The organism is Mycolicibacterium novocastrense (genome assembly GCF_001570485.1).
Classification (GTDB): Bacteria; Actinomycetota; Actinomycetes; order Mycobacteriales; family Mycobacteriaceae; genus Mycobacterium; species Mycobacterium novocastrense.
Genome location: NZ_BCTA01000036.1, coordinates 497,366 through 522,455, shown reverse-complemented (window position 1 = coordinate 522,455; position 25,090 = coordinate 497,366). Strand labels below are relative to the sequence as shown.

The window sequence follows — 25,090 nt, the reverse complement described above, 5'->3', positions numbered from 1 at the left end:
CTGCTGTCTATGGGATACAGCGCCGCCGACGAATCGTTCACCCACCAGTTGCCCCGGCCGTTCGACGAGGTGCACCACCCCGACGCGACGTGGTCGGACCGGTGCTACTTCTTCGCCGCGTCGCCCACCGGCGACCTGTTGTTGGCGTCGGGTTACGGCAACAACCCCAACACCAAGACGGGCATGGGGTACGTCAAGGTGACGCTCGCCGACGGCCGGCATTACGACCTGTTGGCCTCGCGACCGGTCGACGGCGCGGCACGGGCCGAGGTCGGCGCCGGGCCCCTGCGGTGGACATGCGTTGAGCCGCTGAAGAAGTGGCGGCTTGACGTCGAGCCCAACGATTCCGGGATCGCCTGGGAGCTGTACTACGAACCCACCGCGCCCATGTGGGAGATGCTTCCGCTGCACGTCACGGGCAAGGACGGCAGGGTCATCGCGGACATGTACCACATGAAGGAGCCGGGACGGTGGTCCGGCTGGGTCGAGATCGAGGGTGAGCGCATCTCGGTCGACGGCTTCCACGGCGGTCGCGACCGGACCTTCGGCGTGCGGGTCGCCGACGAGATCGACTTCTGGCTGTGGCTCGACGCGGGTTTCGAGGACCAGGCGATCGAGGCCTGGATCTTCGAAACAACTGACGGGACAGTGACATACGTGGACGGGGGTATCACCCACAACGACGGCACACTGTCGAAACGTTTCGTCAAGATCGAGCACGACGTCGAGTTCGACGCGGACCGGAAGCGACCAGCCCGAGCCGTGCTGGTCTTCACCGACGAGGACGGTGCCCAGTACCGCGTCACCGCGGACTCGCCGCATCAACACGTCAACGCCTACTACGGACTGCCGATGTCGAAGTGCAAGTACGAGGACCTCGGCGACGGGGCGTACTTCATCCACTTCCGCTGGGACAGCAACGATCGCGACGAGCTGGCCGAGAACGAGGAGAAGGCGATGGCGCTCGACCAGTTGATGCGCTTCGACTTCGGCGGCCAGACCGGATGGGGCATCTTCGAAATCCTCATGGGTGGTGAGGCTTACCGTCGTTACCCGAACTGGCGTCCGCTGGACATGTCGAAGTTCAAACAGGACCGCAAAGCGGTCGACCGTCCGCCCGCGTCGGAGGCGCGGGCGTGACCTACGGCGCCGACGTCGGCGACCGCCTCACCGAGTGGTTGGCGGCGCAACTCCCGAACGCCGAGACCGTCGGAGTGGAGGGCCTCGACCGCGTCGAGTTCGGCCACTCGGCGGAGATGATGGTGCTGACGCTCGTCGCCGGTGAGGCCCGGCGGGACGTGGTGGTGCGGTTGCAGCCCCGGCCGCCCGCACTGCTCGAACCGTACGATCTGGCCAAGCAGTTCACCGTCCTGAGGGCCCTGGAAGGATCCGCGGTGCGGGTGCCTCGGGTGCTGTGGCTGGAGGGCAGCGGTGATGTGCTCGGTCGTCCCTTCTTCGTCATGGAGCGGGTCACGGGGACGGTCTACGAAATGGAAGAGCCCGACGCGGATCATACTGGGATACAACGGATGTGCGAGAGCATGGCCGATCAGCTCGCCGCGATCCACACCGCCGACATCGACGCGCTGGGGTTGGCGACGCTCGACGCGGGCGACGGTCACCTCGACCGCGAGATCGACCACTGGGCTAGTGAGATGGAACGCTTGAAACGGGGCCCGCTGCCCGCGCTGGAGCGGCTCTTGAAGGAGCTCAAAGCGTCTCGGCCGCAACAGTATCCGAAGGTGACGCTGGTGCACGGCGACGCCAAACCGGGCAACTTCGCTTTCGCCGGCGGCGAGGTGAGCGCGGTGTTCGACTGGGAACTGACCACGGTCGGCGACCCGTTGACCGACATCGGCTATCTCGAGTTGCTCTGGCGCATGCCCGTCGGCATCCCGGCGCACGAGGCCGCGCCGTCCATCGACGAGATCATCTCCCGCTACGAAGCCTCGAGCGGGATCGAGGTCCGGCACCGCGAGTGGTACCGCGCGCTCAACGCGTTCAAACTCGCGGTGATCAACCTCGTCGGCGCGCACCTCTTCGACAGCGGGGTCACCGACGATCAACGATTCCGGTTGAACGCCTACGGAATACCGCTGTTCACCCAGATGGGACTGGCCGACCTCGGCGTCACCGACAAGCTCGACGACGGCCCGGTGATGCCGACGAGGAGCGCTTGAGGCCGTCGCGCGCGGTCAGCCCAGCCGGCTCTCCAGCAGGCCGACGACGTCGAGGTCCTCTATGGCCTGGGTGGTGCTTACCATCGCGGCCCGGCTCACGTCGATGGGTTGCCACTGCGAACCCATCGCGGCGGTGGAAGCGGCCGCGATCCAGGAGTACACCGAGAACAGCCGGTACTGCTCGTGGGCGATGCTCTCCTCGAGTGCGACGCCATGTCGGGCCAGGCAGGCCCGATACCGGTCCAGCAGCCTGCGTTCCTCGGCGCGACGGGCCTCTACCGGCAGCGAGTTGCACATGAAATACGCGACGTCGCGTACCCCGGGCGCCCGGCCCGCGACCGCCCAGTCGAAGAAGCCGGTGCGCGTACGGTCGACGAAGAGGTTGCCGCTGTGAGTGTCGCCGTGGATGAGGGTGCGGTCGCCCTCGGTGAACAACGCGACGATGTCCAGCGAGCGTGCCGCGTACAACTCGCCGATGCGACCGAACGCCGGAGGCATGTCGTCGGCGAACTGGTCGAGCGCCGAGACGATGAATCGCGCCCGTTTCGCGGCGATCTCGGCGTTCTGCGGTTTGTTCTGCATCCCCGTCGGGGTGCGCAACCAGCCGAGGTCACGCGATCGGAAACAGGCGTGCAGCGCGGCCAGCTCGTCGACCAGCGAGGCGGCCACGTCGACGATGTCGTCGTCCGAGGGAGTGGGGAAGCGGCACCCGCTGACCTGCAGATCCTCGAGGACCATGATGAAAGAACCGTCGGCCTCGTCGTAGTCGGCGTGCCACACGTGGGGCGCACGCACCGGCAAGTCGGCGCCGGCGTGTGCGTACAGCCGGGCCTCTGCGACCCCGAGCCCGATCTGCTTGAGGAACTCCCGCTGCTCGGGCGCGAACGGCTGGAGCTTGACGAAGACGGTGGCGGGCACATCGGCTGTCGTCGACAACGCGACACGGGCGCGGCCGGTGGTTCCCGAGTGGGCGTCGAGCACCTCGACGGCGCGGATCGGCGCGTCGAACACCTCGCTGAACCAGCCCGCGGTCAGCGCCTCGACGGAGCCGGGGATGCTCACCGCTCGTCCTCGGGGGCGAGGTGCTTGACCCGCACGGCGTGGCGAAGCTGGGCGAGGAAGTCGGCGTCGTCGTCGCTGCGCACCAGGTAGTGCGACACCGCGACCCGTACCGCCGTCGCCACGGCAAGACCGGGATCCGGTCCGGTCGCCAGCCGTTCCAGGCGCTGGCGCATCAATGGGATCACCCGGGAGAGCCGCTTGATGACCTGCTCCGGTTCGATGTCGATCATGCGCAGACCCGGGTAGGACTGCTGATAGTCGACGATCACCCGCAGCGCCGCATCGAGTCGTTGGTCGGCGGGCAGACCCGCCGTCGCCTCGGCCACCGCACGTTCGTAGTACTGGCGCTCCCACACCACGAACGCGTCGAGCAGGTCACGCTTGGAGGCGAACCAGCGGTAGAGAGTGGGTCGGGAGACCTGCGCCTGCAGTGCGACCTCGGAGAGGCTGAGCTTGGTCATGCCGTGGCGGCCGAGCACCTCCGCGGTCGCGGCGAGGATGCGTTCGCGCGTCGAGGAATCCGCATCGGTTACCGGCACCGTCCTAGCTTTACAAACATTTGACGAAGTGTCACGCTGAATCGGTGACATCAGCCCGCGAATACAGTGCCGTCGACATCACCTCGGAAGAGTTTTGGAGCCGGCCGTTCGCCGCGCGCGACGAGACGTTCGCCCGGCTGCGGGCCGGTGACGGGTTGACCTGGCACCCGCCGCTGCCCTCGATGTTCGGGCTGGAGGAGCCCGGTTTCTGGGCATTGACGCGGCGCGCGGACATCGCCTATGTCAGCCAGCATCCCGAACTGTTCACCTCGGCCCAGGGTGTGGCGCTGAATCCGATGCCCGCCGAAATCCAGCGGTTCGCCTCGTTCTTCCTGACCATGGACCCGCCACAGCACACCGTGTATCGCCGGTTGATCAGCTCGGCGTTCACCCCTCGCAACGTGCGGCTGATCGAGGAGCAAATCCACAAGAACGCGGTCACCATCGTCGAAAACCTGGTAGGCGCAGGCGAAATCGACTTCGTGAAGGCGTGCTCGGCCCAGTTGCCGATGCTGACGATCATGGACATGCTCGGCGTTCCCAGCGCTGATCAGCCCGCCGTCGCCTACGCCGCGGAGAAACTGTTCGGCATGACCGACGACGAGTACGCCACCGAGGATGAGCGCGTCGCCGACCCCGTCGCGCAGATCGCGCTGCTGTCGAACACCGGCGTCGAGCTGGCCAAGTTTCGGCGCACCCACCCCGGCGACGATCTGATGACCAGCATCGTCAACGCCGAGGTCGACGGCCACCGACTGACCGACGAGGAGATCGGGGCATGTCTGATCCTGCTCGCCTCGGCCGGTAACGACACCACCAAGCAGGCGACGACGCACGCGATGATGGCGCTCGTCGACAACCCCGAACAGCGTGACTGGCTGATGGAGGACTTCGACGGCCGGATCGGTTCGGCCATCGAAGAATTCGTGCGCTGGTCCTCGCCGGTCCTGCAGTTCGCGCGCTTTGTCACCGAGGACACCGAGATCAACGGTCAGCCGGTCAACGAGGGCGACAAGGTCGCGCTGTTCTACTGCTCGGCGAACCGGGACGAGACCGCGTTCACCGACCCCGGCACGTTCGACCTGTCCCGGTCGCCCAATCCGCACCTCGGGTTCGGCGGCGGAGGCCCGCACTTCTGCCTGGGAAGCCAGCTGGCCAAGGCGGAGTTGCGAAACCTGTTCCGAGAGTTGCTGACCCGGTTGACGACGATCGAGGTCGGCGAACCCGACCTGCTGTACAGCAGCTTCGTGCACGGCGTCAAACGGCTGCCCGCCGTCGTTCGCTAGGAGTGAGCATGCGCGTCGAAGTCGACCTGGACAAGTGCACCGGACACGGGATCTGCGAGTCGATCGCCGAGGAGGTGTTCGAGGTGCGCGACGACGGCATCGTGGAAATCCATGAGCCCGAGCGGCCCGAGTCCGACAGGGACCGGATGCAGCAGGCCGTGACGCAGTGCCCGGCCGCGGCGCTGCGCTTGGTCGACTAGCATCACGCGGCTTGGCCGCCAATCCTGCTCGGCGGAGTTATGGTTTCCGCAATGAGGTCGAGGTTGCTTGCGGTGTGCCTGGTCGGGATCGGCGTGACCGGCTGCGCGATCAACGGATCGTTCGACCTCATCCGGCCGGAACCGACTCCGATCGCGATCACCACGGTCGCCGCACCCGATGCCACGCTTGCCGACAGCGCCGTCGTCGCCGAGGCGGCCCGCAGCGTCGTGAAGATCCACACGGAGGCCCTACAGTGCGCGAGAACGGTGGACGGCAGCGGGGTCGTCGTCGCACCGAACAGGGTGATGTCGGCCGCGCACACCGTCGCGGGCGCCGACATCGTCAACGTCTGGGCGGGTGACCGGGAAATCCGGGCCACCGTCGTGGTTTTCGACCCCGCGATGGATGTCGCCGTGCTCGACGTGCCCGACCTGCAGGCCCCCACGCTGTCGATGGACCAGCACACCGCCGTCACCGGCACCGATGCCCTGGTGCTCGGCTATCCGGGCGGAGGGCCGTTCGTGGCCACCCCCGCGCGAATCCGCAGGGTCATGGAGCTTCTCGTGCCCGACATCTACCGCACCACGACGGTGAATCGCGAGGTCTACGTCATCAGGGGCCCGATCCGGCACGGCGGTTCCGGTGGGCCACTGATCGACCTGAACGGCCACGTGCTGGGCATCAGCTTCGGGGCGGCCATCGACGACCCGGAGACCGGATTCGTGCTCACCGCCAAGCAGGTATCGGCGACGGTGACGGACGGGGTGCGCGCCCACAGGCCCGTCGCGACCGGCGCCTGCACGCCCTGATCAGCGCTGGGGCATCGGCCGTACGAGCACCGACTGCTGTATCGCGCCGACCGCACCGGCCTCGTCGAACAACGTGCCGAGCGTCGTGCCGATGCCGTCGGGCCCGTAGTTGGTCTCCGCGCGGATACCGATCCATTCGCCCTGCGGGATCCGGTGCACGTGCACGACGAGATCGGTGTTCATGAACGTCCAGCGGCGGATGTCGAGCTTGGTGCCGATGCCGTTGGCATCGTCGGCCACTGCGAACAACCGCTGAAGCGGCGTCATGGTCTCGCCCTTGACGAGGTCGACCTCCGGGCGGATCCACGACTCGCCGGGCCCCTCGCACAGCGGCTCGGTCAGCCACCGCCAGTCGAGGCTGTGCACGTAGTTGCGGTCCCAGTCCTTTTTCATGTCACGGCTTTTCGCCTCGGACAGCGGCCGCAGGGGCGGTGCCGGCGCGTGTTGCACGGCGTGGGTGTCGACGGTCTTCAACCGCCACCCGCTGGCGCGTGCGACGGGCCGCGGTTCCCCGTCCGGGCGCGCAGCCAGCAGCTCGGCACCGACGAGCTCGATCTGCTTGCCCGAGCGTTCGATTCGCGACCGAACCCACAGATCACCCTCGGCGGGAACACCGCCGAGCAGGTCGATCAGTACCCGGCTCAAGCGGGTGTCGGCGCGGGCCTGGCAGCGTTCGAGTGCGCGAACCAGGATGGCGGACACCGGCGCTCCGTGCTGGATCGCGGCCGACCAGGTACTGCGGACCAGATCGGTTGCGCGGAATTTCTCGCCGAGTGGATCGGCGTCGTCGATGAGCTCGTAGTAGGAATCGCTCACGGTATCCCGGCTCCCGGTATCTCGACGGTGATCGCATCGACGCGCGACAGCTTGGTGCCCTTGAGTCGCTGCGGGTAGGCGTCGGTGCTGGACAACAGAAACAGGGTGCGACGCTCGGGACCGCCGAGCGCGCAGGCGATCGCGATGCGCTCACCGATGTCGATGCGATTCGTGACACCGCCGCCTTCGGTGATCCGCTCGAATTGACCGGCCAGCGTCATCGCGGTCCACACGCCATTCTGGGCGTCGAGACAGATACCGTCCGGTGGTCCGTCGAGCCCGTCGGCGAAGGTCCGCCGATCGGACAGCGCACCGTCGTCGCCGATGGAGTACGCGGTCAGCCGCCGTCCGGTCGACTCCGCGACGATCAGCGTCGCGTCGTCGGGCGTGATGACCATCCCGTTGGGGAAGTCGAGGCCGTCGGCGACGACGGTGAAGGTGTCGTCGGGGTCGAGCCGCACGATCACTCCGTCTTCGCGGGCCTGCGAGCCGACGTAGGCGCGGCCGTCGCCGTCGACGACCATGTCACCGAGGGCGGCCGGGACGATCGCGGACAGATCGGCGATCGCCGTGACGTTCTCGCCGTCGTAGCGCAACACCTGGCGCGACTCGGTGGAGGAGATCAGCAGGGACCCGTCGGGACGGAACCCGAGGCCGGCCGGCGCGTGGCCCGGCAGCGGCAGCGTCGTCAGGTCACCGTTGAGGTCGACGGTGTGCACCGCTTCGCCGAGCATGTCGGAGAACCAGAGCAGACCTTCGAACCAGCGTGGGCCCTCGCCGAAGCAGAACCCCTTCGCCAGCGGCGTCAGGCTCACCGCGACGCACCTTTACAAAACACGCGACAAGTGTCACGCTCACAGGGTGTCACTGTCAACCAGGCGCAGGTCTTGACGTCCTCTCCAGGCTGAAGCCGAGAGATCCAACCCCAGTACCTATACGGCAGGAGTGCAGAGTTGAGGTTCACGGTTCGCAGACCGGCTAGAGCCGAGGTCTCCCCGTGCTGTCACCGCCCGCCCGGCGGCGATATTGCGTGCGGCGTTCACGTCGGCATTACACGGCCCCGCGTCGCAGGCTTGGCACTCGAAGACCGCTTGGCTCTTGCGGTTTCCGGGCGCTACGTGCCCACAGGCCGAGCATCGTTGCGACGTGTACGCGGCCGGGACTCGCTCCGCCCGGCCATAAGCTTTGTGCTGCAGCCGCACCGCCAGCAGACCCCAACCACTACGGCGGATGCCTCGATTCAGGCCGCGTTTCTGCGCCACCCGTGTCCCGGGCCGGTCAAGGGTTCCGCGCGCACTGCGGGTCATCGCCCGCACGTCGAGAGCTTCCACGCGAATCACATCGAAGCGCCGTGCGATGTCGGTGGTGGTCTTTTCGACCCAGTCCTTGCGCCGATCGGCCTCGCGCGCAACGAGCTTCGCAATGGCCAGCTTGGCGTGGGCTCGCCGGCGCGAACCCCGTTGGGCGCGGGCCAGGCGCCGCTGCAGCACTTTCAGCCGTTTCGATTCGCCCGGGGTGAGGGTGGGCGCGTGCAGCAGTTCACCGGTCGACAAGGCCGCCGATACCGCCACACCTCGGTCGATACCCACCACGCTGCCGTCGCCGGGACCCGCGATTGGGTCGGGTATGTGCGCGAAGGCGATATGCCAACGGCCAGCCCGATCGCGGGCGACGCGATAAGACTTCACGCCTTCAGGGACCGGTCGCGACAGGAGAAAGCGTACCCAGCCGACTTTGGGTACCCATACCCGACCGAACCGACGGCTCACACGCTTGACATGGTGCGTTCTCACGCCGACTTGTCGAAATCCCTCGTGCACACCGGCTTTGCGCCACGTCGGGCGGCGGTGCGTTCCGGAGAAGAAGTTCCGCATGGCATGGGCAAAGTCGCGCAGCGCCTGCTGCTGCACAGTTTGCGAACCCGCTGCCAGCCATTCGTACTCGGCACGGGCGGTGGTCAACTGGGCGCATTGCTCGCTATAACCCGGCGCATGGCGTCCCGGCTGCCAGTGCCGTTGCTGCTCGACGGCCAGGTTCCACACAAGCCGAGCGTGACGACAATGTCCGGCCAACGCCACCGCCTGATCGGGGGTCGGAAGCAACCGGTATCGCGCCATGCCGGCAATGTAGCCATCGACACCGACAAGACACCGGAAGGAGACGCGACGCTCCACCCAGCCAAAGGCAAGGGTGATCGTGTCGCAACACTCCGATGAAGAAGTACTACGGTCACACGCTGCTCTATCTCCACGAGACGATCGCGCTCGGCTCCGGTCGTACCGACCGGTTCACGGAGATGTTCGATGACGTCTATCAGCCGATGATGACCGGCCTCGGCGCGCGGCTGTTCGCGATGTGGGCGACGACGCCGTACAACGGTCACTGGCCGCAGGTCACCATCATCTGGGAGATCGACAAATTCGCCGACTATGCGCGCATCGGCAGGGCCCAGGCCAAGGGCGGCACCCATGAGGAAGCGGCGGCGAAGTGGTCGACGTTCCTCGGCGAGATCGGCGCCTCGGGGGAGGGCCGGATCATGTATGCGGGCAAGTACAATCGGACACTTGCACAGCTGCAGGAGGCGAACTTCGGTGCAGGGCTGGTTATCCAGGAGATCATGCAGACCAAACCCGGCCGCCAGGACGACTACATCCGCGAACTCGAACGGCTCTATGTGCCGTGGTCGGAGCGCACCGGAAAGCGTTGGCTCGGTTCGTTCATCACGACCTTCCGCTTCAACGAGGTCATCCACTACTGGGCGCTCGACGGTGACTGGGACTGTTTCGCCAACCATTACCCGTCCTGGAAGGACAGTCCGCCCGCCGAGATCGTCACGTGGATGAGCGTCGCTCCCGCGCTTCGCGACGGCTGGGAGGACTCCATCCTGCAGGCCCTACCGCCCTCACCGCTGCAATGAACGCCCAGAAGTCGGAAGTGTTGCAGGACTTCTCCTACGATCCGTTCGATCCGGCGGTGATGGCCGACCCGCTGCCGTTCTACCGGACGCTGCGCGACCAGTATCCGGTCTATTACGTCGAGAAGTGGGACACCTATGCGGTTTCCCGCTTCGAGGACATCTGGCGGGTGCTGGAGGTCAACGACGGCACTTTCGTTGCCTCCGAGGGAACACTGCCCGCGGCAACGGTTCTCGCGACCCGCAACGACGGTCCCGTACCCGATCCGGCACTGCATCCGATGCCTTTTCACGCGAACTTCGACGCCCCGATCTACGACACCGTTCGGCGCTGCACGTCGGCCCCGTTCCGGCCGAGATCGGTCGGGAAGTTGGCCGACCGCATCCGCGGCCTGGCCAACGAGCGCCTCGACGAACTGTTGCCCCGCGGTACCTTCGACCTCACGCAGGATTACGGCGGCATCGTCGCCGCATCCATGGTGTGCGAATTACTCGGCCTGCCCATTGATCTCGCTGCCGATGTGCTGGCGACGGTCAACGCAGGCAGCGTCGCGCAGCCGGGCAGCGGGGTCGAGGTGGCCAACGCGCGGCCGGGCTACCTGGAGTACCTGATTCCGATCATCCAGCGCAGCAGGACCGTGCCAGGCGAGAACCCGATCGCCGACAGCCTGATCGAGTACCGACTGCCCGACGGCTCGGCGTTCAACGACGTCGAGGCCGCCACCCAGTTGCTCGGTATCTTCATCGGCGGAACCGAAACGGTGCCGAAGATCGTCGCACACGGCCTGTGGGAACTGGGCCGGCGACCCGACCAGCTGTCGGCCGTCCGAAGCGACCTCGACGCCCACGTGCCCGTCGCGCGTGAGGAGATGATCCGCTACTGCGCGCCGGCGCAGTGGTTCGCGCGCACGGTCCGCAAGCCGTTCACCCTCCACGACACGACGCTGCGGCCCGGTCAACGGATCATCACGCTTCTGGCGTCGGCCAACCGCGACGAACGCGAGTACCCCGAACCCGAGGCGTTCATCTGGGACCGTCCGATCGAGCGCCTTCTGGCCTTCGGTCGGGGACAACACTTCTGCCTCGGGGTACACCTGGCACGGTTGGAGATCGGCATCATGGTGACCGAATGGCTCAACCGGGTCGGTGAGTGGCGTATTGACGGCGAGGCCGCCTACCGGCCGCCATCGAGTTTCCAATGGGGCTGGAGCAGTGTTCCTGTCGAGGTCCACGTGGAGGGCGTGTGAGATGTGGTCCTATCGACTGATCGCGCCGTACACCTTCGAGCGCCAAGACATTCCGGAGAAGACGCCCGAGTCACTGACGGATCGGCAGGTGCTTTTGCGCTTCCGTGCGGCGGGCGTCTGCGGTAGCGACCTGCCGCCGTTCCGGGGCGTTCGCGGCAAGATTCCCGGCGATCGCGGCCTGAGCGCGGCCGAGATGCCGGGCTTCCCGATTCACGAGGTCGTCGGCGAGGTGATCGCCAGCAGGCACCGCAGCCACGGTGTCGGGGACTGGGTGGTCGGCTGGGCATCCGGCTTCGACGGGCTGATGCAACATGTCGTCGCCGACGGCGACGGGTTGGCCTACTACGACCACAATCTGAGCCCACAACACGCCGTCGCCCTGCAGCCTCTGGCATGCGTGCTGTATGCGATCGAACAGCTGCCCAAACTCAAGGGTTTGCATGTCGCGGTGATCGGACAGGGTTCGATCGGCCTGCTGTTCTCCTACGCGGCAAAGGCTTTCGGCGCGCGCCGCGTCACCGGCGTCGACCCCGTCGACCGTGACGCGGTGGCCAAGGAGTTCGGTGTCGACACGATCGTGCGCGCCACCAGCGACCGGTGGGTGAGCCACCTGGAGCCCGGCGACCGGCCCGATGTGGTGATCGAAGCCGTCGGACACCAGGTCGCCACGCTCGGCCACGCGGTCGAGGCGGCCGCCCCCGGTGGGACCGTGTTCTATTTCGGTGTGCCGGATGACGACAGCTATCCGATCAGCATGCGCACCATGCTGCGCAACAACCTGACGCTCAAGTCCGGTGTGACCCTTGACCGGCGACGGATGCTGGCCGCGGCCAACGAGTTCGTCCGGCACCATCCCGACCTGCTACCGGCCTACGTGACACACACATTCGGCGTCGACGACAGCCAGGCGGCCTTCGAACTGGCGTGCCGCCCGGCGCCCGACCGTATCAAGATCGCGATCGTCGAATGAGCACCGGCAGGCTGCAGGACGCGCTCGCCGCGAAAGAAAGGGTGTGGGGCGGCTGGGTCGTCGGCCCCACCATCATCGGTCCAGAGGAATTCGCCCAGGCCGGCTACGACTATGTCGGATTCGACATCCAGCACGGCTACCTCGACGACGCCGACGTCGCGCTGCTGCTGCGCAGGTTGGAGCACGTGCCGATCGCGACCGCGGTGCGCCTTCCGTCGACCGACCCCGCGCCCATCGGCAGGGTGCTCGATGCGGGCGCCGACGCCGTGATCGTGGCGATGGTCGAATCGCCCGAACAGGCGGCGGCAGCGGTCGCGGCCACCCGCTACGCGCCCGCAGGTGTGCGCAGCTACGGTCCCCTGCGCGCCGGTCTCGGCCGTGACCCTGCCGAACACGAAGCGCGGGTGAGTGTCTTTGTGATGATTGAAAGTGCGCCCGGATTGGCCGCCGCCGACGAGATCTGCGCCGTAGCGGGCCTGACCGGCGTCTACGTCGGCCCGGCGGATCTGGCGATCTCCCTCGGGCACACGCCCGCAGAGGCGTGGAGCGCCTCGGTCGTGCAGGACGCGATCGCCCGCGTCGCGGTCACCGCCACGTCCGCCGGGCTCGTCGCGGGCATCCATGCAGGTGGGGCCAAAAATGGAAAGAAGATGGCCGAGTTGGGGTTTCGCATGCTGACGCTCGCATCGGAATCGCAGGCGCTGCGTTTCGGTGCATCGGAAATCCTGCGGGAGGCCCAGTGACGGATCGTGTCGCGCTGGTGACGGGCGCCGCCCGGGGGCAGGGCGCGGCCATCGTGGCGCGGCTGCGCGGAGACGGCTTCCGCGTCGCCGCATGCGATCTGCTGTTCGATGAGTTGAAGCAATCGGTGGGCGAGCTCGGCGACGACGGCGTGATCGCTATCCGACTCGACGTGACGTCGCCCGCGCAGTGGGCCGCCGCGGTGCAGGCCGTCGGCGACAAGCTCGGTCCGGTGACGGCGCTGGTGAACAACGCCGGGGTGCTGCACCGTGCGGCGCTGGCCGACGAGACCCCCGAAGGGTTCGAATCCAGTTGGCGCGTCAACTGTCTGGGACCCTTCCTGGGTATCCAGGCCACGCTGGAGCACCTGCGGCAGGCAGCCGGGGCAGCGATCGTCAACACCTGCAGCACCAGCGCCGTGCGGGCATTTCCCGCGCATGCCGCCTACGGGTCCTCGAAATGGGGGCTACGCGGACTCACCCAGGTCTGTGCCGCCGAACTCGCGCCCGAGGGAATCCGCGTCAACGCGGTGTTCCCGGGGCCGATCGCCACGCCGATGCTCGACGACGCGACGCAGGACCGGTTGAGCGCGCGGTTCGGCCGTCTCGGCCGGCCGATGGAGGTGGCCGATGCGGTCGCCTACCTGGTATCGAATCACGCGTCGTTCATCACCGGCGCCGAACTCGTCGTGGACGGTGGCCAATGCGTGCGAATGTGAAGGGCCCGAAGGCCGGCCTCTCGGTCGGGATCATCGGTGCCGGCCCCGGCGGCCTGGCGCTGGGTATCTTCCTGCGGAAGTCCGGGTTTCGCGACTTCACGATCTTCGACCGGGAGGACGGCGTCGGCGGCACGTGGCGGATCAACACCTACCCCGGCCTGGCCTGCGATGTGAAGTCGCACCTGTACTCCTACTCGTTCGATCTGAACCCGGACTGGTCGCGGCTGTGGTCCGGACAGGAAGAGATCCTCGAGTACTTCGAACGCTGCGCGCGACGTCACGAACTCGCCCCGCATCTGCGGCTCAGCACCGAGATCACCTCGGCGCGGTGGTCGGGTGACGGGTGGGAGCTGACGTCGGCGAGCGGCGAACGGTTCCACTTCGACGTGGTGGTCTCCGCGGTCGGCCTGTTCACCCGGCCCGTCATGCCCGACCTGGTGGAGGAGGAACCGTTCACCGGCACGGTGATGCACACCGCGCGGTGGGACCACAGCGTAGACCTCTCCGGTAAGCGAGTGGCGGTGCTCGGCACGGGATCGACTGCCGCGCAATTGGTTCCGGAGGTCGCCAAGGTGGCCGAGCGGGTCTATTCGGTACAACGCTCCCCGACGTGGGTTCTGCCGAAACCCGATCGTGCCTACACCGAGCGGGAGAAGTGGATGTTCCGCCACATCCCGTTGGCCAAGAAGATCTACCGGACCCGGTTGTGGTTGCGCAGCGAGTCGAACATCTCGGTCATCGAGAACGGCAGTGACAAGACGCAGGAGTTCAAGGGCATCGCGCTCAAGATGCTCGAGGCGACGATTCCCGACGAGGAGTTACGCGACAAGCTGACCCCCGACCATCCGCTGGGCTGTAAGCGGTTGGTGTTCGCCACCGGTTATCTGCAGGCGCTGACACAGCCGCATGTCGAGGTCGTCGCGAGCCCGGCGCGAGCGTTGCGGGCGCGATCGTTGGTGACCGAGGACGGCACCGAACTCGACGTCGACGTGGTGCTCTGCGCGACGGGCTATGCCGCCGCCGACTACCTGGGCCAGATCGACGTCGTCGGCGAGGGCGGGGTCACGCTGCGCGAGACCTGGAGCGACGGGGCCTACGCCTACCTGGGCATGGCCGTCCCGCGCTTTCCCAACTTCTTCATGCTCTACGGCCCCAACACCAACGTCGGATCCAACAGTGTGATCTTCATGCTCGAGGCACAGGCGCATTACATCGTACGGGCGCTGAAACACCTTCGGCGCCGGGGCAAGTCGTACATCGAGGTCAAACCGCAAACCATGGCGGCGTTCTTGGCCAAGATCGACCGCTGGATGGAAGGCACCGTCTGGCTGACGCGCTGCAGCAACTACTTCCGCGCCGCCAACGGCCGGGTCGTCACGCAGTGGCCGCGCAGTGCCCGCGCGTTCTGGGGGATGACGCGTCGATTCAAGGCCTCCGACTACACCTTCGACCCGTCACGGCGGGACTCGGCGGCCACCACAGAGACCCCGACCGCTGCGAGGCGCTGACGTCGTGACCATCGTCGAGCGGCTCGACCCCGCGCTGCGCCACCTGGCGGAGGCCCGCACCGACCTGTCGCCGGGATTGCTTGGCGTCGTGCGTGATTCGCTCAACCAGCGCCGCGCCGAAACGGCCAGGGCGGTCAACGACATCGTCGTCGAGATCGAGGAGCAGGTGGCGCACTCGGTTCCGGTGCGGATCTATCGCGGAGCGGCCGCACCATCACCGGCGGTGATCTATTGCCACGCGGGGGCGTTCGTGTTGGGCAACCTCGACACCGACCACCTGCAGTGCGTCGAGCTGGCCAGGCGCGGTGGTTGTACCGTGCTCTCGGTCGACTACCGGCTTGCGCCCGAACATCCGTTCCCGGCGGCGCTCGATGATGCGCTGACCGTGTTGAACTGGGCGAACGAGTGTGCGGCCGAACTCGGGCTCGACGCCGCCAGGCTGGCGGTTGCGGGAAGCAGCGCTGGCGGCGCGCTGGCGGCGGGACTCGCGCAGCGTTCGGCGGACTCGTCGGCGCCGCCGGTGGTGTTTCAGCTGCTGCACCAACCGGTGCTCGACGACCGGCCCACCGAATCGAAGGCGGAGTTCACCACGACGCCGGGTTTCGACGGGCCAGCCACCGAGATGATGTGGCGGCACTACCTTGGCGATACCGCCGCCGACGCGTCCGCGGTTCCGGGTCGCGGCGCCGACTTGTCCGGTGTGGCAGACGCATTCATCAGCTGCTCGGAGCTCGACCCGTTGCGTGACGAAGCGATGGAGTATGCGCAGAGGCTGATGCGCGCCGGTGTCGCGACCGAACTACACGTGTTTCCGGGCACCTGCCACGGCTTCGACTCGCTGCTTCCGGAGTGGGACACCAGTATCCGGCTGTTCGAACTCCAGGGCGCGGCCCTGCGGCGTGCGTTGCACGGAGGCTGATAGCGCGTCCCGGGGGTGCGCTCGATGCCGGCGAGTGACCGCAAATTGTCGTGACGTCGCGGCGTGTCGAGTGCAGACACGGTCGCTCGCGGGGTTGAGGGGTTAGGAGTTGTCGAGTTCTCGGGCGATCGCGGAGTGGTAGGCGTCGATGTGCGCCGGGTTGACCGCCCGGAAGAAACCGTCGGACATCGGAGCGTGCTTGGGTGCCTCGACCGTCATCGTCCGGGTGAACAGCGTGATGTCCTCGCCGGGGCGGGTGAAGTGGTATTCGACGGTGATGCGGCCCTCCATGCCGCCGTTGCCGTCGCGGTCGTGACCGAGCCGGCCGATCGAGGTGAAGACCCAGATCGTCGGACGCGCGGCGACGGCGAGATGCCACGTGAAGATGCGATCACCGTCGGGACCGGTCTCGGTCCAGGTGTCGCCGACGCGCAACGGCAGGTGGTCGGGTAATCCGCCGATGTGGGCGCTGGTGGGGTACGTCTTGGGCCAGTTCGCCGGGTTGGTCACGAAGTCGTAGATCGCCTCGGCCGGTTGTCGAAACGCGGTCTCCGAACTGGTGGTGACGATGCCCAATGTGCTGCCTTCCGTGGATGAACCGCTTGAGACTTTACAACCGACCGCAATAGTGTCACGGTGTCCGGGTGGACTTCTCCCGTGTAGCGCTGAGCGAGGACGACCGGGCGTTCCAGGACCAGCTCCGGGCGTTCCTGCGTTCCGTGGTCACCGACGAGGTCATCCAGCGGGACCGCGAAACAGGCGAGAACTTCGACGAGGGCGTCCATCTGGCGCTCGCCGCACGGGGATACCTCGCCGCGGACTTCAAGTCCGAGGCCGAGGGCGGGTTCAACGCTGTTCGCCGACGGATCTGGGAGCTGGAGATCGGCCGTTCCCACGCACCGTGGTTCCACTGGCCCACGACGATGATGGTGGCGCGCAGCCTGCAGCAGTTCGGCTCGGCGGAACTGCAGCAGGAGATACTCCCCAAGGTTCTCTCGGGGCATTACCGACTGTGCCTGGGCTACACCGAGCCCGAGGGCGGCTCGGACGTCGCGACCTGCAAAACCCGGGCGGTGCGCGACGGCGACGCCTGGGTGATCAACGGCTCCAAGATGTTCACGTCCAACGCGCACAACGCGCACTACGTCTTCCTGATCACCAACACCGACCCCCATGCGCCGAAACACCAGAGCCTGACGATGTTTCTGGTGCCGCTGTCTTCGCCGGGCATCGAGATCCAGCCGATCCGCACCGTCGACGGCGACCGCACCAACATCACCTACTACAGCGACGTCCGCGTCGACGACAGGTACCGCGTCGGCGCCGTCAACGGCGGCTGGTCGGTGTTGCGGGAGGCGCTCAACGCCGAGCACGGCACCATCGAACGCGACGATCAGGGTCTGCAGAAGCTGGCGACGATGACCGAGCACCTGTTGCTGCTTGCCGAGGCGGTCGACCACGTCGCCGCCGTTGTCAGCGAGGAGGATTCGGCCCGGTATCGGCTCGGTCGCGCGATCGCCAGGATGGAGGCGGCGATGAGCACGCCGGAGATGTACGGCCGGGTGGCGAACGCACAGACGATGCGGGACGTCGCACCGGACCTGATGGACCTCTTGGGCGCCGCAGGCGGCCTGCCGACCGGCGCCGAAGGCGCGGCGGGGGACGGGGGAGTCGAGTACGCCTTCCGCCTGGCCGGGCCCGCCGGTATCTACGGCGGCACGCTGGAGGTGTTCCGCAACATGATCGCCCAGCACGCGCTCGGACTCGGGCGGCCGAACTACTCACCGCCGGCGAAGCGTCCCGCCTAGAGTCGCGCGATCACCTCGGAGGCCAACAGGTCCAACGTCTGGTCGGATCCGCGATCGTGGGTGAACAGCACGATCTGGCCGAAACCAAGCTCCTGCAATTCGTGCAGCCGGTCGACGACGGCCGAAGGCGTCCCAATGAGGCCGCCCTCGCGCAGCCCGAATGCCGGTGCGCCGAAACGCTTCTCGGCGAGCCGCCGGACGTCGGGCAGCGTTGCGTCGTCGGGTGCCAGCGCCATCACCGCCTCGACCGACAGTACGATGCTCGACGGATCCCGGCCGACGTCCTCACAGATTGCGCGCAGCACCGACACCTTGTGGTGCAGTTCCCCCAGTGCGTACGTCGGCACATTCCACACATCGGCGTACCGCGCCACCAGCGGCAGCGTGTACTTCTCGCCGACACCGCCGACCACGATGGGCGGCCTGTGCACCGCGCCGGGTTTGACCGGGAAGTCGGTGACGGTGAAATGCTTGCCGCTGAAGTCGATCCGCTCGTCGGCGAAGGCCTGGGTCAGGATCTCCAGCGTCTCGCCGAGGCGTTCGGAACGTTCGCGAAACGACCCCCAGGGCAGCCCCACCCTGTTGTGCTCGTCCTCGATCGAGCCGCTGCCGAGCCCGAGTTGCAGCCGGCCCGGGCAGATCTGGTCGAGCGTGGTGGCCATCTTGGCCAGGACGGCGGGGTGGCGAAACTGGTTGCACAGCACCATGTGTCCGACGCGGATGCGTTCGGTGTTGCTCAGCAGCGCGGTGGCCAGAGTCCACGCCTCCAGCGACGGATAATCCGGCACGCCCGGGCCGTAGAGATGGTCGTAGAGCCACAGCGAGTCGATGCCGAGTTCCTCGCAGCGCCGGGTGCGATCCAGCATCTGCTCGTAGGTGAAGCCCATCTGAGGCAGGTAGACGCCGATCTCGGGCTTCCCCATATCGCAGTTCCATCCCTGTCGAAGCTGTACTTTCCGCGGTTCGCATGGTAACGACATTCTCGGAAAACGAGAAGAATGTTCTAGACGGGACACCAGGACATGCGGTTCACCTTTACCCACCCGATGCACACCCACCCCTACAACCCGGAGCTGGTCACCGGCACGGGGATCACGTCCGTCGCGGCCGCCGCCGAGGCCGCGGGGTTTCACGGCTTCGGCTTCACCGACCACCCGGCGCCGACCGAGCGCTGGTTGAATGCCGGGGGGCACGACGCGGTGGACCCGTTCGTCGCGATGGGTTACGCGGCCGCGGTGACAACGAGCCTGCGACTCATTCCCAATATCGTCGTGCTGCCGTACCGCAATCCGTTCGTCGTCGCCAAAGCGGGTGCCACGTTGGACCTGTTGTCGCAGGGACGGTTCACGCTCGGCGTGGGTGTCGGCTACCTGAAACGCGAATTCGCGGCGCTGGGAGTCGATTTCGAGGAGCGAGCCGCCTTGTTCGAGGAGGCGTTGGAGGTCATTCGCGGCATCTGGACCACCGACGACTACTCGTATGAGGGGCGCCATTTCACCGCCAGCGGGATCACCGCACACCCCCGACCCGTCAGTGACCCCCATCCCCCCATCTGGATCGGCGGCAACACCGCCGCCGCGCGCAAGCGCGTCGTCACCCACGGCGACGGGTGGTGCCCGTTCCCGGCACCGGCCGTACTGGCCCAGACCGCGCGCACGGCGCCGATGGACGTCGACGCACTCGCATCCGGTGTCGAGGATCTTCGCCGCCGCTTCGATGAGGCAGGACGCGACTGGTCGCGCATCGACATCACGTTCACCAACCCCGAGGGCGGCAGCCCCGGCGGCGACGACTTCAACGCCGACGCGTACCTGTCCGGCCTGGAAAAGCTGGCCAAGATCGGGGTGACGTGGGTTCAGGTCGGCCTTCCGGGCGACAGCCTGGCACATGTGCTCGAGACCATCGAGGAGTTCGGGGAGTCGGTGATCGCCGAAGCCTGACGCCGGACCGAGCCTGTGCGCGAGATCTCGGCGGGATTTCGCGCACGCTCAGCTGCGGGGGTCGGGCGACGGCAACTCGGCCAGCACATCGGCGCGTGCGGGGTCGAAGCTGAAGAAGCCCGCGATCGGCGACGTCTCGGGCGGCGGGTCCGGATAGCTCCAGGCGACGTCCTCGACCACCGTGTCACCGACGGCGGCCGACCAGTACGACGCGTAGCCCTTGTAGTTGCAGTAGCTGGTGGTCGGTGAGGGCCGCAGCAGGTCGGTTCGCACGTGCGACGGGTCGACGTAGAGGCGAGCCTGAAGCGACGTCTCGAAGACGATCACCGTCTCGGTCGTGTCGACCAGTGCTTCGCCCCCCACCGTCACCCGCAGCGCGCGACGCGTCGGGCGGCAGTCCACGCGGTGGTACGGGTTGGGCGGATAGTGCACGAGCGTGCGGCCTTCCTCCAGCCAGGTGTCGACGGCATCCCACGGCACGCGGACGTATCCGGGCGCCTCGACCACCGGCTCCCACGGAAGCTCGTCGACCTCGTCGACGGGAAAGGCGTAGCTGAGCGGATGGTCGCGTCGGTGCACCATCAGCGCGCGCTCGGTGTCGAGCACCGTGTGCCCGCCGCGCAAGGCCTGCACGCGGCGCGGATGCGGCTCGATGAACACCACGTCGGCGGGCAGTGGCGGCGTGAACCAGCCGGCCGGATCGTTGCTCAGCGGTCCGCGGGCGGCGACGAGACTCATGCCGTCAGCCTTACAAATTTCGCGCACATCGTCACCTCTTGAGCGAACGTGCTTGAGAAAGAGCACGATTGGGAAACCGGTACGCGTCGGCCGGGTGAGGGATGCGGGGAGGGAATGAAGCGACTCAACGGCGTGGACGCGTTGATGCTGTACAGCGAGACGCCCGAGGTCCACATGCACACCCTCAAGATCGGCATCCTCGACGTGTCGGGGGTCGAGAACTACAGCTTCGACATGTTCCGGGAGGTCGCCTATCCGCGCCTGCTGGCGCTGTCGGCGCTGCGCTACCAACTCGTCGACATCCCGCTGCGACTCCACCATCCGATGTGGTGGGAGAACCACGACATCGATCTCGACTACCACCTGCGCCGCACGCACGTCGCGCCGCCGGGTGGACGGCGCGAGCTCGACGACCTGATCGGCCAGATCGCCAGTACGCCGCTGGACCGCAGCCGGCCGTTGTGGGAGATGTACGTCGCCGAGGGCCTGGCCGACCGCCGCGTCGCGATCATCCACAAGGTCCATCACGTCCTGGCCGACGGCGTCGCCTCGGCCAACCAATTGGCCAAGGCCCTGGAAGATGAGACGCCGTCCCCGGTTCGCGCCGTCGCCGATCCGGCGATGCGGTCCACCGCGCAGTTGCTCAAGGCCGCCGGCCGCGATCACGGCCATCTCATCCGCCGGCTGCCCAGGCTCGTCAACGAGACGGCGTCCGGTGTCGCGCGGGTGCGCAAGCGCGCCAAGGAGCGCGGCCGCCATCCCGACCTGGCCCGCAACTTCGCGCCGCCGAAGACCTTCATCAACCACGTCGTGTCCCCCGGGCGGCGCTTTGCGACGGCGCCGCTGTCGTTGGCGGAGGTCAAGGAGACCGGCAGGCATCTGGGTGTGACGCTCAACGACATCGTGCTGGCCACCGCGGCCGGGGCATTGCGCACGCTGCTGCTGCGCTACGACGGGCGCGCCGACGCACCGCTGATCGCCGGCGTCCCGGTCAGCACCAACCCCTCGCCAGATCGGTTGACGGGCAACGAGTTCACCTACATGATGCCGTCGCTTCCGGTGCACGTCGCCGATCCGCTCGAACGGGTCCGGCTCACCGCCGTGGCGACGAAGATCGCCAAGGAGAGCCACCAGCTGCTCGGGCCGACGGTGCTTCCGGCGTGGATGTCATACCTTCCGCCGGCGTTGGCGCCCAGGTTCTTTCGGTTGCAGGCACGCCGCATGGAGTCCGGCGCGGTGATGAACCTGACGATCTCCAACGTGGCGGGACCCCGCGACCGCGGACACATCGCGGGCGGTGTGCTCAGCGAGATCTACTCGGTGGGGCCGGTCGTCACCGGCAGCGGGATGAACATCACCGTGTGGAGCTACGTCGACCAACTCGCCATCTCGGTGCTGACCGACGACCGCACGCTCGACGACCCGCATGAGGCCACCGACGCTCTGCTCGAATCCTTCGCCGAGATCCGCCGCGCGGCCGGACTGCCCGGTGAGTTGGCCACTGTGGCGGCAACCCTGCCGCTGGCCGCCCACTGATCGACACAGACGCGGACCTTTACAGATCGCGCCAAGAGTGTCACGCTCTAGGGGCGCCGTGACACCCCCCTCGACCGGCGTCGCTGACCCGATCGGATAGGAACTATGGCAACTCGACCCTTTCCCGACGACGTCGTGTCGGTCGACGGTGCTTCGGCTGCCGACGGCCCGGCCAACCACCATCGTCTGACGGTCCTGGCGACGGACCTGGCCGACGTCATCGGGGCTGCGGGCGGCTGGCTGTTCGACCGGGCCCGGGCCGGGTGGGATGTCGACGTCTGGGTCGCGCACTGCGCCGACGAGCGGCCGCTGACGATCCTGGGCGCCAACACCGTCGGCGACACCTCAGAGGCCGTGCTGCGCGCCGTGCCACGCAACGGCGTGCTGGCGGTCAGTGCGGCGCTGCTGCGCGACGATCCGGGGGTTCGTGCCCGCGTCTTCGAGCTGGCCAAGCGCGGCGCCGAGGTGATGGCCTGGGGCGACGACCGGCCGGGTGCGCTCGGTGATCCCGTCCACATGGTCGAGCACCAGCTCAGCGTCGCGGCCCGCGCGTTCAAGACCCACGCCGTGGCCGCGGCCGGATTGACACATTCCGTCGGCGCCACCGAGACGCTGTTCGACCTCGGGATCGATTCTTTCCGGCCGTTGAATCCGGTCTAGCGGATCCAGCCGCGTTTGCGCAGCCACCAGTCGCGCGCGACCGCGGCGAGAATCAGCACCGCGAATCCGACCAGGAACAGGTCCTCGACGCGCCCGGTGTGGTTGCCATGGATGAGAGAAAGCAAGAAGAGCGCCGCGATGATGCCGCCGATGTGGAAGAACTTGGGGTTCTCCTTGGACCAGCCCCACTCGGCGGACGGCACGTCTTCGACGTCGACCCCGCTGTGTCGCTGCACCTCGGTGTTGGCCACGGCTGCTCCTCATGGTCGGGCTCGGTACTGCCCGACATTCTGGCATATGCCCAAAACAGGGCGCCTACTACGCCGGCCGTAGGGTGATGCGGCAGGACACCGCCGAGGCGAGGAGCAGAACGGCACATGCAGTTCGAAGGCAAGGTCGCATTCATCACCGGCGCCGCGCGAGGCCAGGGCCGGGCGCACGCCGTCCGGTTCGCCGAGGAGGGCGCCGACATCATCGCCGTCGACCTGTGTGAGCAGATCGACAGCGTCGCCTACCCCATGGCGACGCAGGAGGACCTCGACGAGACCGTCAACCTCGTGGAGAAGACCGGCCGCAGGATCATCGCCGAACGCGGGGACGTCCGCGATCTGGAGCGGATGCAGGAGATCGCGGCCAAGGGAGCCCAAGAGCTCGGCCGCATCGACTTCGTGCTCGCCAATGCGGGGATCCTGCCCGCCGCGGGGGAGCAGGGCCGCGAGATCTCCGCGTTCGTCGACGCGGTCAACGTCATGCTCAACGGCGTCTACTACACGATCACCGCGGCGCTGCCCGCCCTGCTCGCCCACGGCGACGGCGGCGCGATCGTGATCACCAGTTCGGCGGCCGCGTTCAAGCCCGTCACCGTCGACTTCGGCACCATGAACCACGGCGCGGCCGGATACACCGTCGCCAAGCACGGTGTCATCGGCGTGATGCGCCACTTCGCGCGGGCGTTGGCGGAGAAGAACATTCGCGTCAACTCGGTTCACCCCGGCGGGGTGGCCACGCCGATGATCTACAACGAAGCGCTGGCCGAATGGTCGGGAGAGCATCCGGCGTTCAGCGTCAGCCAGCAACCGCTGCTCAACGTCCCGCCGGTCGAGCCGGAGGCGATCAGCGACGCGATGGTGTACCTGTGTGGCGAATCCGGGCGCTACGTCACCGGGGTGGCGCTGCCGGTCGACGGGGGCCAGATCATCAAGTGATCTCGGCGTACCGCCGCAGCGCCTCCTTGCGTTCGGCGGCGTGGTCGACGATGGGTTCCGGATAGCTGTCGTCATCGACCTCGGGCACCCAGCGCCGCACGTAACTGCCGTCCGGATCGAACTTCTCACCCTGCGTGGTCGGGTTGAAGACGCGGAAAAACGGCGCGGCGTCCGTGCCCGTGCCCGCGGCCCACTGCCAGCCGTGCTGGTTGTTGGCCATGTCGCCGTCGACCAGCTGCTCGAGGAACCAGCGCGCACCCCACTGCCACGGCAGGTGCAGGTCTTTGACCAGGAAGGAGGCGACGATCATCCGGACCCGGTTGTGCATCCAGCCGGTCTCGGCGAGTTGGCGCATACCGGCGTCGACGATCGGATAACCCGTCCTGCCCTCTTTCCAGGCCTCGAACCGCTTCTGCGCCTCGGGGCCCTCATCGAGGCTCATCCCGTCGAACGACCGATTGAAGTTCCACCAGACGCTGCGTGGCCATTCGTTGAGCACCGCGGCGTAGAAGTCGCGAAACGCCAACTCCCGCAGGTACGCCTGCGCGCCCTCACCTCGACCGAGGTCGGCGGCCATGGTGCGCGGATGGATCGTGCCGAACTTCAGATGCGCCGACATGCGGCTGGTGCCGTCCAGATCGGGGCGATTGCGGTCATCGGCATACGTGTCGAGGCCGTCGGCCACGAACGACTTCCATTGCTTGCGGGCGGCGGTCTCACCGGCGGGCCGGTCGAGGTCGACCCCCGCATCGGGGATGTCCACCGTGCCCCCGACATGCGCCGGCTCGAGCCAGCGCGCCGAATTCGGGCCCGACTTCGCGGGCGCACGCCAGCCGCGTTCACGCCAGGCCCGATAAAACGGGGTGAACACCTTGTACGGGCTTCCGTCGGGTTTGGTCACCTGGCCGGGGGAGACGAGGTACGGCGAGCCCGATGCCTCGAGGGGGATATCACCCAGTGCGGCCTCCACGGCGTCGTCGCGCCGCCGGCCGAATGGCGAGTGGTCCGCCGAGATGTGCACCGCCGACGCGCCAATCGCCTTGGCGACAGCGGGTATTCGCTTTTCGGGCCGGCCTCGCGTGACGTACAGCCTGCCGCCGAGGCCGTCGCGCAGATCGCGCAGCGCGTCGTAGAGGTACTGCAGCCGACGGGCACCGGCCGAGGCTTCCAGCCGGGGGTCGAGGACGTAACAGGCGAGCACCTCACCGTCACCGGCGGCCGCGGCCAGCAGGGAGGGCAGATCGCTCAGCCGCAGATCGCGACGAAACCACAACAATGTGGGCATGGCATTGA

Annotated in this window: 27 protein-coding genes; 17 read left to right on the top strand and 10 right to left on the bottom strand. The window is 67.4% G+C overall.

What is annotated here, in order from left to right:
• Nucleotides 1–9: 9 nt before the first annotated feature.
• Nucleotides 10–1,140: an Rv3169 family protein gene (locus RMCN_RS15645; RefSeq protein ID WP_067390702.1), complete on the top strand. Its 1,131-nt coding sequence runs from the start codon at nt 10–12 to the stop codon at nt 1,138–1,140.
• Nucleotides 1,137–2,180, top strand: a complete 1,044-nt coding sequence (locus RMCN_RS15640) for a phosphotransferase family protein (RefSeq protein WP_067390699.1) — start codon at nt 1,137–1,139, stop codon at nt 2,178–2,180. Before RMCN_RS15645 ends, RMCN_RS15640 begins: the two co-directional genes overlap by 4 nt.
• Nucleotides 2,181–2,195: 15 nt before the next feature.
• On the opposite strand, the gene RMCN_RS15635 is transcribed toward RMCN_RS15640, so the two are convergent.
• Together RMCN_RS15635 and RMCN_RS15630 are read right to left on the bottom strand one after the other, a co-directional pair.
• The gene (locus RMCN_RS15635) at nt 2,196–3,242 is read right to left on the bottom strand and encodes a phosphotransferase family protein (protein ID WP_067390696.1); all 1,047 of its coding nucleotides are present in this window, start codon (nt 3,240–3,242) and stop codon (nt 2,196–2,198) included.
• Nucleotides 3,239–3,781 (bottom strand): TetR/AcrR family transcriptional regulator, encoded by a 543-nt coding sequence (locus RMCN_RS15630; protein WP_067390693.1) that lies wholly within the window; start codon nt 3,779–3,781, stop codon nt 3,239–3,241. Before RMCN_RS15630 ends, RMCN_RS15635 begins: the two co-directional genes overlap by 4 nt.
• 44 nt (nt 3,782–3,825) lie before the next feature.
• Here RMCN_RS15630 and RMCN_RS15625 point away from each other — a divergent pair, with 44 nt between their 5' ends.
• Genes RMCN_RS15625 through RMCN_RS15615 form a run of 3 tightly spaced genes read left to right on the top strand, consistent with a single transcriptional unit; the run spans nt 3,826 to nt 6,077 of the window.
• Nucleotides 3,826–5,067, top strand: a complete 1,242-nt coding sequence (locus RMCN_RS15625) for a cytochrome P450 (RefSeq protein WP_110765843.1) — start codon at nt 3,826–3,828, stop codon at nt 5,065–5,067.
• An 8-nt stretch (nt 5,068–5,075) separates the two neighbouring features.
• Nucleotides 5,076–5,267 carry a ferredoxin gene (locus tag RMCN_RS15620; protein ID WP_064351198.1) on the top strand — a complete coding sequence of 64 codons (192 nt, stop codon included), beginning with the start codon at nt 5,076–5,078 and terminating at the stop codon, nt 5,265–5,267.
• Between the two features lie 51 nt (nt 5,268–5,318).
• Nucleotides 5,319–6,077, top strand: coding sequence for a MarP family serine protease (locus RMCN_RS15615; RefSeq protein WP_084377428.1), 759 nt, complete (start codon nt 5,319–5,321; stop codon nt 6,075–6,077).
• Here RMCN_RS15615 and RMCN_RS15610 read toward each other — a convergent pair whose 3' ends face one another.
• The 3 genes from RMCN_RS15610 to RMCN_RS15600 all read right to left on the bottom strand — a co-directional run bounded on the left by RMCN_RS15610 (nt 6,078) and on the right by RMCN_RS15600 (nt 9,010).
• A complete protein-coding gene (locus RMCN_RS15610) occupies nt 6,078–6,893 on the bottom strand; it encodes a thioesterase family protein (RefSeq protein ID WP_067390684.1) in 816 nt (271 codons plus the stop codon).
• Nucleotides 6,890–7,708, bottom strand: a complete 819-nt coding sequence (locus RMCN_RS15605) for an SMP-30/gluconolactonase/LRE family protein (protein WP_067390681.1) — start codon at nt 7,706–7,708, stop codon at nt 6,890–6,892. Before RMCN_RS15605 ends, RMCN_RS15610 begins: the two co-directional genes overlap by 4 nt.
• 117 nt (nt 7,709–7,825) lie before the next feature.
• Nucleotides 7,826–9,010: an RNA-guided endonuclease InsQ/TnpB family protein gene (locus RMCN_RS15600; protein ID WP_084377426.1), complete on the bottom strand. Its 1,185-nt coding sequence runs from the start codon at nt 9,008–9,010 to the stop codon at nt 7,826–7,828.
• A gap of 95 nt (nt 9,011–9,105) precedes the next feature.
• Here RMCN_RS15600 and RMCN_RS15595 point away from each other — a divergent pair, with 95 nt between their 5' ends.
• The 7 genes from RMCN_RS15595 to RMCN_RS15565 are packed head-to-tail and all read left to right on the top strand — an operon-like array spanning nt 9,106 to nt 15,910.
• Nucleotides 9,106–9,810 carry an NIPSNAP family protein gene (locus RMCN_RS15595; RefSeq protein ID WP_067390678.1) on the top strand — a complete coding sequence of 235 codons (705 nt, stop codon included), beginning with the start codon at nt 9,106–9,108 and terminating at the stop codon, nt 9,808–9,810.
• On the top strand, nt 9,807–11,054 hold the full coding sequence (locus tag RMCN_RS15590) for a cytochrome P450 (RefSeq protein ID WP_067390675.1): 1,248 nt from the start codon (nt 9,807–9,809) through the stop codon (nt 11,052–11,054). Before RMCN_RS15595 ends, RMCN_RS15590 begins: the two co-directional genes overlap by 4 nt.
• Before the next feature lies 1 nt (nt 11,055).
• Nucleotides 11,056–12,024 carry a zinc-binding dehydrogenase gene (locus tag RMCN_RS15585; RefSeq protein ID WP_064414918.1) on the top strand — a complete coding sequence of 323 codons (969 nt, stop codon included), beginning with the start codon at nt 11,056–11,058 and terminating at the stop codon, nt 12,022–12,024.
• Complete coding sequence (locus RMCN_RS15580; protein ID WP_067390672.1) at nt 12,021–12,767, top strand: HpcH/HpaI aldolase family protein; 747 nt, start codon at nt 12,021–12,023, stop codon at nt 12,765–12,767. Before RMCN_RS15585 ends, RMCN_RS15580 begins: the two co-directional genes overlap by 4 nt.
• Nucleotides 12,764–13,483, top strand: coding sequence for an SDR family NAD(P)-dependent oxidoreductase (locus tag RMCN_RS15575; protein ID WP_067390668.1), 720 nt, complete (start codon nt 12,764–12,766; stop codon nt 13,481–13,483). Before RMCN_RS15580 ends, RMCN_RS15575 begins: the two co-directional genes overlap by 4 nt.
• Entirely contained in the window at nt 13,468–14,991 is a 1,524-nt protein-coding gene (locus RMCN_RS15570; protein ID WP_067390665.1) for a flavin-containing monooxygenase, read from the top strand. The genes RMCN_RS15575 and RMCN_RS15570 overlap by 16 nt, the downstream gene beginning before the upstream one ends.
• 4 nt (nt 14,992–14,995) lie before the next feature.
• Nucleotides 14,996–15,910, top strand: a complete 915-nt coding sequence (locus RMCN_RS15565; protein WP_067390662.1) for an alpha/beta hydrolase — start codon at nt 14,996–14,998, stop codon at nt 15,908–15,910.
• A gap of 102 nt (nt 15,911–16,012) precedes the next feature.
• Here RMCN_RS15565 and RMCN_RS15560 read toward each other — a convergent pair whose 3' ends face one another.
• On the bottom strand, nt 16,013–16,486 hold the full coding sequence (locus RMCN_RS15560; protein ID WP_067390659.1) for an SRPBCC family protein: 474 nt from the start codon (nt 16,484–16,486) through the stop codon (nt 16,013–16,015).
• 68 nt (nt 16,487–16,554) lie between these two features.
• On the opposite strand from RMCN_RS15560, the gene RMCN_RS15555 reads away from it, so the two are divergent.
• Nucleotides 16,555–17,718: an acyl-CoA dehydrogenase family protein gene (locus tag RMCN_RS15555; RefSeq protein WP_067390656.1), complete on the top strand. Its 1,164-nt coding sequence runs from the start codon at nt 16,555–16,557 to the stop codon at nt 17,716–17,718.
• On the opposite strand, the gene RMCN_RS15550 is transcribed toward RMCN_RS15555, so the two are convergent.
• Nucleotides 17,715–18,641 carry an LLM class flavin-dependent oxidoreductase gene (locus tag RMCN_RS15550; RefSeq protein WP_067390652.1) on the bottom strand — a complete coding sequence of 309 codons (927 nt, stop codon included), beginning with the start codon at nt 18,639–18,641 and terminating at the stop codon, nt 17,715–17,717. The two genes, RMCN_RS15555 and RMCN_RS15550, sit on opposite strands and share 4 nt — an antisense overlap.
• A gap of 99 nt (nt 18,642–18,740) precedes the next feature.
• On the opposite strand from RMCN_RS15550, the gene RMCN_RS15545 reads away from it, so the two are divergent.
• Nucleotides 18,741–19,658 carry an LLM class F420-dependent oxidoreductase gene (locus RMCN_RS15545; RefSeq protein ID WP_067390649.1) on the top strand — a complete coding sequence of 306 codons (918 nt, stop codon included), beginning with the start codon at nt 18,741–18,743 and terminating at the stop codon, nt 19,656–19,658.
• Nucleotides 19,659–19,706: 48 nt separating this feature from the next.
• Here RMCN_RS15545 and RMCN_RS15540 read toward each other — a convergent pair whose 3' ends face one another.
• Nucleotides 19,707–20,396 carry a DUF427 domain-containing protein gene (locus RMCN_RS15540; protein WP_067390645.1) on the bottom strand — a complete coding sequence of 230 codons (690 nt, stop codon included), beginning with the start codon at nt 20,394–20,396 and terminating at the stop codon, nt 19,707–19,709.
• Between the two features lie 114 nt (nt 20,397–20,510).
• Here RMCN_RS15540 and RMCN_RS15535 point away from each other — a divergent pair, with 114 nt between their 5' ends.
• Both RMCN_RS15535 and RMCN_RS15530 read left to right on the top strand, forming a co-directional pair.
• Nucleotides 20,511–21,932: a WS/DGAT/MGAT family O-acyltransferase gene (locus RMCN_RS15535; protein WP_067390642.1), complete on the top strand. Its 1,422-nt coding sequence runs from the start codon at nt 20,511–20,513 to the stop codon at nt 21,930–21,932.
• A 105-nt stretch (nt 21,933–22,037) separates the two neighbouring features.
• Nucleotides 22,038–22,592: a hypothetical protein gene (locus RMCN_RS15530; RefSeq protein ID WP_084377424.1), complete on the top strand. Its 555-nt coding sequence runs from the start codon at nt 22,038–22,040 to the stop codon at nt 22,590–22,592.
• Here the strand turns inward: RMCN_RS15530 and RMCN_RS15525 are convergent.
• On the bottom strand, nt 22,589–22,843 hold the full coding sequence (locus tag RMCN_RS15525; protein ID WP_064351024.1) for a DUF2631 domain-containing protein: 255 nt from the start codon (nt 22,841–22,843) through the stop codon (nt 22,589–22,591). The two genes, RMCN_RS15530 and RMCN_RS15525, sit on opposite strands and share 4 nt — an antisense overlap.
• A gap of 126 nt (nt 22,844–22,969) precedes the next feature.
• Between RMCN_RS15525 and RMCN_RS15520 the strand changes: the two genes are divergently transcribed.
• Nucleotides 22,970–23,797: a mycofactocin-coupled SDR family oxidoreductase gene (locus RMCN_RS15520; protein WP_067390639.1), complete on the top strand. Its 828-nt coding sequence runs from the start codon at nt 22,970–22,972 to the stop codon at nt 23,795–23,797.
• On the opposite strand, the gene RMCN_RS15515 is transcribed toward RMCN_RS15520, so the two are convergent.
• Nucleotides 23,790–25,082, bottom strand: coding sequence for a cryptochrome/photolyase family protein (locus RMCN_RS15515; protein WP_067390636.1), 1,293 nt, complete (start codon nt 25,080–25,082; stop codon nt 23,790–23,792). The two genes, RMCN_RS15520 and RMCN_RS15515, sit on opposite strands and share 8 nt — an antisense overlap.
• Between the last annotated feature and the right edge of the window lie 8 nt (nt 25,083–25,090).

Excerpts from the sequence above, each read along its gene's own strand:
- RMCN_RS15645 (WP_067390702.1), top strand. The coding sequence starts at position 10 with ATGGGATACAGCGCCGCCGACGAATCGTTCACCCACCAGTTGCCCCGG.
- RMCN_RS15620 (WP_064351198.1), top strand. The coding sequence starts at position 5,076 with ATGCGCGTCGAAGTCGACCTGGACAAGTGCACCGGACACGGGATCTGC.
- RMCN_RS15615 (WP_084377428.1), top strand. The coding sequence starts at position 5,319 with ATGAGGTCGAGGTTGCTTGCGGTGTGCCTGGTCGGGATCGGCGTGACC.
- RMCN_RS15600 (WP_084377426.1), bottom strand. The coding sequence starts at position 9,010 with ATGGCGCGATACCGGTTGCTTCCGACCCCCGATCAGGCGGTGGCGTTG.
- RMCN_RS15595 (WP_067390678.1), top strand. The coding sequence starts at position 9,106 with ATGAAGAAGTACTACGGTCACACGCTGCTCTATCTCCACGAGACGATC.
- RMCN_RS15590 (WP_067390675.1), top strand. The coding sequence starts at position 9,807 with ATGAACGCCCAGAAGTCGGAAGTGTTGCAGGACTTCTCCTACGATCCG.
- RMCN_RS15585 (WP_064414918.1), top strand. The coding sequence starts at position 11,056 with ATGTGGTCCTATCGACTGATCGCGCCGTACACCTTCGAGCGCCAAGAC.
- RMCN_RS15580 (WP_067390672.1), top strand. The coding sequence starts at position 12,021 with ATGAGCACCGGCAGGCTGCAGGACGCGCTCGCCGCGAAAGAAAGGGTG.
- RMCN_RS15570 (WP_067390665.1), top strand. The coding sequence starts at position 13,468 with ATGCGTGCGAATGTGAAGGGCCCGAAGGCCGGCCTCTCGGTCGGGATC.
- RMCN_RS15550 (WP_067390652.1), bottom strand. The coding sequence starts at position 18,641 with ATGGGGAAGCCCGAGATCGGCGTCTACCTGCCTCAGATGGGCTTCACC.
- RMCN_RS15545 (WP_067390649.1), top strand. The coding sequence starts at position 18,741 with ATGCGGTTCACCTTTACCCACCCGATGCACACCCACCCCTACAACCCG.
- RMCN_RS15540 (WP_067390645.1), bottom strand. The coding sequence starts at position 20,396 with ATGAGTCTCGTCGCCGCCCGCGGACCGCTGAGCAACGATCCGGCCGGC.
- RMCN_RS15535 (WP_067390642.1), top strand. The coding sequence starts at position 20,511 with ATGAAGCGACTCAACGGCGTGGACGCGTTGATGCTGTACAGCGAGACG.
- RMCN_RS15530 (WP_084377424.1), top strand. The coding sequence starts at position 22,038 with ATGGCAACTCGACCCTTTCCCGACGACGTCGTGTCGGTCGACGGTGCT.
- RMCN_RS15520 (WP_067390639.1), top strand. The coding sequence starts at position 22,970 with ATGCAGTTCGAAGGCAAGGTCGCATTCATCACCGGCGCCGCGCGAGGC.
- RMCN_RS15515 (WP_067390636.1), bottom strand. The coding sequence starts at position 25,082 with ATGCCCACATTGTTGTGGTTTCGTCGCGATCTGCGGCTGAGCGATCTG.